This is a genomic window from Campylobacter sp. CNRCH_2015_0814 (assembly GCF_025772765.1).
Classification (GTDB): domain Bacteria; phylum Campylobacterota; class Campylobacteria; order Campylobacterales; family Campylobacteraceae; genus Campylobacter_D.
Window position 1 is genome coordinate 1 of the sequence record NZ_JAKMSR010000021.1, and the last position, 5,855, is coordinate 5,855.

At 43.1% G+C, this 5,855-nt stretch carries 2 tRNA genes and 3 rRNA genes; all 5 read left to right on the plus strand.

The annotated features are described in order from the left end of the window. Positions 1-248: 248 nt before the first annotated feature. The 5 genes from L8X24_RS07785 to rrf all read left to right on the plus strand — a co-directional run bounded on the left by L8X24_RS07785 (position 249) and on the right by rrf (position 5,790). Positions 249-1,762: ribosomal RNA gene (locus L8X24_RS07785) — 16S ribosomal RNA — on the plus strand. A gap of 95 nt (positions 1,763-1,857) precedes the next feature. Then, positions 1,858-1,933, plus strand: a tRNA-Ala gene (locus tag L8X24_RS07790). 8 nt (positions 1,934-1,941) lie between these two features. After that, positions 1,942-2,018 (plus strand) — tRNA-Ile (locus L8X24_RS07795). A gap of 457 nt (positions 2,019-2,475) precedes the next feature. Beyond that, positions 2,476-5,383: ribosomal RNA gene (locus L8X24_RS07800) — 23S ribosomal RNA — on the plus strand. Positions 5,384-5,673: 290 nt separating this feature from the next. After that, positions 5,674-5,790, plus strand: a 5S ribosomal RNA gene (rrf, locus tag L8X24_RS07805). The 16S, 23S and 5S rRNA genes sit together here with 2 tRNA genes alongside, the layout of an rRNA operon. Positions 5,791-5,855 lie beyond the last annotated feature (65 nt).

The following is a 5,855-nucleotide window of genomic DNA, read 5'->3' on the forward strand; positions in this document are numbered from 1 at the left end:
TTAATAAAACTTTAAGCTTTTATTGCTATAATTTCATTTCCTTTTTAAACGAAAGGGTTTTAAAAAGCTAAGACTTTTTTGTCTTAATTTTTTAGTATTTGTTCTTTAAATTATTAATATTGTTAATCAAATCTTATAGTCAATCTTTGAAATCTAAATAAGTGATCGATTGAGCCAGAAAGATTTATTTTAAATCTTAACAATCAACTTTTTCTTTGAAGAAAAAGATTAAACTTATCCAATTATTTTTTATGGAGAGTTTGATCCTGGCTCAGAGTGAACGCTGGCGGCGTGCCTAATACATGCAAGTCGAACGATGAAGCTTTTAGCTTGCTAGAAGTGGATTAGTGGCGCACGGGTGAGTAAGGTATAGTTAATCTGCCCTACACAAGAGGACAACAGTTGGAAACGACTGCTAATACTCTATACTCCTGCTTAACACAAGTTGAGTAGGGAAAGTTTTTTCGGTGTAGGATGAGACTATATAGTATCAGCTAGTTGGTGAGGTAATGGCTCACCAAGGCTATGACGCTTAACTGGTCTGAGAGGATGATCAGTCACACTGGAACTGAGACACGGTCCAGACTCCTACGGGAGGCAGCAGTAGGGAATATTGCGCAATGGGGGAAACCCTGACGCAGCAACGCCGCGTGGAGGATGACACTTTTCGGAGCGTAAACTCCTTTTCTTAGGGAAGAATTCTGACGGTACCTAAGGAATAAGCACCGGCTAACTCCGTGCCAGCAGCCGCGGTAATACGGAGGGTGCAAGCGTTACTCGGAATCACTGGGCGTAAAGGGCGCGTAGGCGGATTATCAAGTCTCTTGTGAAATCCAACGGCTTAACCGTTGAACTGCTTGGGAAACTGGTAGTCTAGAGTGAGGGAGAGGCAGATGGAATTGGTGGTGTAGGGGTAAAATCCGTAGATATCACCAAGAATACCCATTGCGAAGGCGATCTGCTGGAACTTAACTGACGCTAAGGCGCGAAAGCGTGGGGAGCAAACAGGATTAGATACCCTGGTAGTCCACGCCCTAAACGATGTACACTAGTTGTTGGGGTGCTAGTCATCTCAGTAATGCAGCTAACGCATTAAGTGTACCGCCTGGGGAGTACGGTCGCAAGATTAAAACTCAAAGGAATAGACGGGGACCCGCACAAGCGGTGGAGCATGTGGTTTAATTCGAAGATACGCGAAGAACCTTACCTGGGCTTGATATCCTAAGAACCTTTTAGAGATAAAAGGGTGCTAGCTTGCTAGAACTTAGAGACAGGTGCTGCACGGCTGTCGTCAGCTCGTGTCGTGAGATGTTGGGTTAAGTCCCGCAACGAGCGCAACCCACGTATTTAGTTGCTAACGGTTCGGCCGAGCACTCTAAATAGACTGCCTTCGTAAGGAGGAGGAAGGTGTGGACGACGTCAAGTCATCATGGCCCTTATGCCCAGGGCGACACACGTGCTACAATGGCATATACAATGAGACGCAATACCGCGAGGTGGAGCAAATCTATAAAATATGTCCCAGTTCGGATTGTTCTCTGCAACTCGAGAGCATGAAGCCGGAATCGCTAGTAATCGTAGATCAGCCATGCTACGGTGAATACGTTCCCGGGTCTTGTACTCACCGCCCGTCACACCATGGGAGTTGATTTCACTCGAAGCCGGAATACTAAACTAGTTACCGTCCACAGTGGAATCAGCGACTGGGGTGAAGTCGTAACAAGGTAACCGTAGGAGAACCTGCGGTTGGATCACCTCCTTTCTAGAGTACAAACTGATAAGTCTCACAACTATCAGTTCATATATAGACTCAATCATCCTTGTTTAGATTTCAAAGATTGATGAAAAGCTAATTTTGGGGAATTAGCTCAGCTGGGAGAGCGCCTGCTTTGCACGCAGGAGGTCAGCGGTTCGATCCCGCTATTCTCCACCATTTATTAAGGGCCTATAGCTCAGCTGGTTAGAGTGCACCCCTGATAAGGGTGAGGTCACAAGTTCAAGTCTTGTTAGGCCCACCATAAAAAAAGATTTGTTTATCAATCATATAATAAAGTTTTAAAACTTAAAGCAAGTATATAGCTAATAATAAAGCAGTAAATAAAGTAAAATACTTTATTGCTTATGTTTTTAAATTATTTAAACTCTTTATATATACTTTCTTTAGGTTTTAAGACCTAAGCTAAATAAATAATAGAATATTTTATATATTAGATTAATTATTTAATGTTATTTGAATTATCATTGTTAAGAGTCACAAGCAAGTTTTAATAAAAACAATTTTACAGGACTTGTTAAAGGATAAAATCTAACTATCTTTTCTTTAGCTTTTAGTTAAAGACAAGTTTTAAACTCACAGCTTAGTGAGACTAATATTTTTAGTTTTATTAGGTGTTTAAATGCTTTCCGTCTTAAGATAGTAAAGTCTTATCATAAAAACTTTAACAAGGAAGTGATGCGTTTTAGAATGAATTTAAAAGGTAAGCTATTAAGAGCGAATGGTGGATGCCTTGGCTGGTAAAGGCGATGAAGGACGTACTAGACTGCGATAAGCTACGGGGAGCTGTCAAGAAGCTTTGATCCGTAGATTTCCGAATGGGGCAACCCAGTATATAGAGATATATACTACCATAATGGAGCGAACGTAGGGAATTGAAACATCTTAGTACCTACAGGAAAAGAAATCAATAGAGATTGCGTCAGTAGCGGCGAGCGAAAGCGCAAGAGGGCAAACCCAGTGCTTGCACTGGGGGTTGTAGGACTGCAATGTGCAATAGGTGAGGTTAGTAGAACACTCTGGAAAGTGTAGCCATAGAGGGTGATAGTCCCGTATACGAAAACCAAACCTTAGCTAGCAGTATCCTGAGTAGGGCGGGACACGAGGAATCCTGTCTGAAGCTGGGTCGACCACGATCCAACCCTAAATACTACTACCAGACCGATAGTGCACAAGTACCGTGAGGGAAAGGTGAAAAGAACTGAGGTGATCAGAGTGAAATAGAACCTGAAACCATTTGCTTACAATCATTCAGAGCACTATGTAGCAATACAGTGTGATGGACTGCCTTTTGCATAATGAGCCTGCGAGTTGTGGTGTCTGGCAAGGTTAAGCACACGCGAAGCCGTAGCGAAAGCGAGTCTGAATAGGGCGCTTAAGTCAGATGCTGCAGACCCGAAACGAAGTGATCTATCCATGAGCAAGTTGAAGCTAGTGTAAGAACTAGTGGAGGACTGAACCGATAGGCGTTGAAAAGCCCCCGGATGACTTGTGGATAGGGGTGAAAGGCCAATCAAACTTCGTGATAGCTGGTTCTCTCCGAAATATATTTAGGTATAGCGTTGTGTCGTAGTATAAGGGGGTAGAGCACTGAATGGGCTAGGGCATACACCAATGTACCAAACCCTATCAAACTCCGAATACCTTATATGTAATCACAGCAGTCAGGCGGCGAGTGATAAAATCCGTCGTCAAGAGGGAAACAACCCAGACTACCAGCTAAGGTCCCTAAATCTTACTTAAGTGGAAAACGATGTGAAGTTACTTAAACAACCAGGAGGTTGGCTTAGAAGCAGCCATCCTTTAAAGAAAGCGTAATAGCTCACTGGTCTAGTGATTTTGCGCGGAAAATATAACGGGGCTAAAGTAAGTACCGAAGCTGTAGACTTAGTTTTACTAAGTGGTAGGAGAGCGTTCTATTTGCGCCGAAGGTATACCGGTAAGGAGTGCTGGAGCGAATAGAAGTGAGCATGCAGGCATGAGTAGCGATAATTAATGTGAGAATCATTAACGCCGTAAACCCAAGGTTTCCTACGCGATGCTCGTCATCGTAGGGTTAGTCGGGTCCTAAGTCGAGTCCGAAAGGGGTAGACGATGGCAAATTGGTTAATATTCCAATACCAACATTAGTGTGCGATGGAAGGACGCTTAGGGCTAAGCAAGCTAGCGGATGGAAGTGCTAGTCTAAGGTCGTAGGAGGTTATATAGGCAAATCCGTATAACAATACTCCGAGAACTGAAAGGCTCTTCAAAGTCTTCGGACAGCGAGGAGAATTGCTGATGCCGTCGAGCCAAGAAAAGTTTCTAAGTTTAGCTAATGTTGCCCGTACCGTAAACCGACACAGGTGGGTGGGATGAGTATTCTAAGGCGCGTGGAAGAACTCTCTTTAAGGAACTCTGCAAAATAGCACCGTATCTTCGGTATAAGGTGTGGTTCGCTTCGTATTAGGATTTACTCCGAAAGCGAAGAAACTTACAACAAAGAGTCCCTCCCGACTGTTTACCAAAAACACAGCACTCTGCTAACTCGTAAGAGGATGTATAGGGTGTGACGCCTGCCCGGTGCTCGAAGGTTAATTGATGGGGTTAGCATTAGCGAAGCTCTTGATCGAAGCCCGAGTAAACGGCGGCCGTAACTATAACGGTCCTAAGGTAGCGAAATTCCTTGTCGGTTAAATACCGACCTGCATGAATGGCGTAACGAGATGGGAGCTGTCTCAAAGAGGGATCCAGTGAAATTGTAGTGGAGGTGAAAATTCCTCCTACCCGCGGCAAGACGGAAAGACCCCGTGGACCTTTACTACAGCTTGACACTGCTATTTGGATAAGAATGTGCAGGATAGGTGGGAGGCTTTGAGTATATGACGCCAGTTGTATATGAGCCGTTGTTGAGATACCACTCTTTCTTATTTGGGTAGCTAACCAGCTTGAGTTATCCTCAAGTGGGACAATGTCTGGTGGGTAGTTTGACTGGGGCGGTCGCCTCCCAAATAATAACGGAGGCTTACAAAGGTTGGCTCAGAACGGTTGGAAATCGTTCGTAGAGTATAAAGGTATAAGCCAGCTTAACTGCAAGACATACAAGTCAAGCAGAGACGAAAGTCGGTCTTAGTGATCCGGTGGTTCTGTGTGGAAGGGCCATCGCTCAAAGGATAAAAGGTACCCCGGGGATAACAGGCTGATCTCCCCCAAGAGCTCACATCGACGGGGAGGTTTGGCACCTCGATGTCGGCTCATCGCATCCTGGGGCTGGAGCAGGTCCCAAGGGTATGGCTGTTCGCCATTTAAAGCGGTACGCGAGCTGGGTTCAGAACGTCGTGAGACAGTTCGGTCCCTATCTGCCGTGGGCGCAAGAAGATTGAAGAGATTTGACCCTAGTACGAGAGGACCGGGTTGAACAAACCACTGGTGTAGCTGTTGTTCTGCCAAGAGCATCGCAGCGTAGCTAAGTTTGGAACGGATAAACGCTGAAAGCATCTAAGCGTGAAGCCAACTCTAAGATGAATCTTCTCTAAGCTCTCTAGAAGACTACTAGTTTGATAGGCTGGGTGTGTAATGGATGAAAGTCCTTTAGCTGACCAGTACTAATAGAGCGTTTGGCTTATCTTATTTAAGCATCACTTCCTTGTTAAGGTTTTTAATAAAGCTTTGAGTGTTTTTATATGAAATATTTATATAAAGATTATGTTCTTAAGTTTATAAAATCTTACAAGTAAAGTTTATATTAGAACTTGCTCTTAACATTGTTTTTTAAGTATTCTAAAACAATAAAGTGATTAGCTTAATAAAATATCTAAATATAAGAATAAGATGAAAGCTAAAATAAAAATGATTTTTATATTTAAATCTTATTGATTGTTTTTATTATGCTATATTAAATAGAATATTTAAATAACAATGTCCGTGATTATACAGATGTGGAGACGCCTTGCTCCATCCCGAACCAAGAAGCTAAGCACATCGTGGGTGATGATACTACGCCTTACTGGCAGGGGGAAAGTAGCTCATTGCGGACTTGTTAATTCTCTTATTATTCTTACTTTATATATAATCTTATGTTAGTTTTTATTGTTAGTTATTA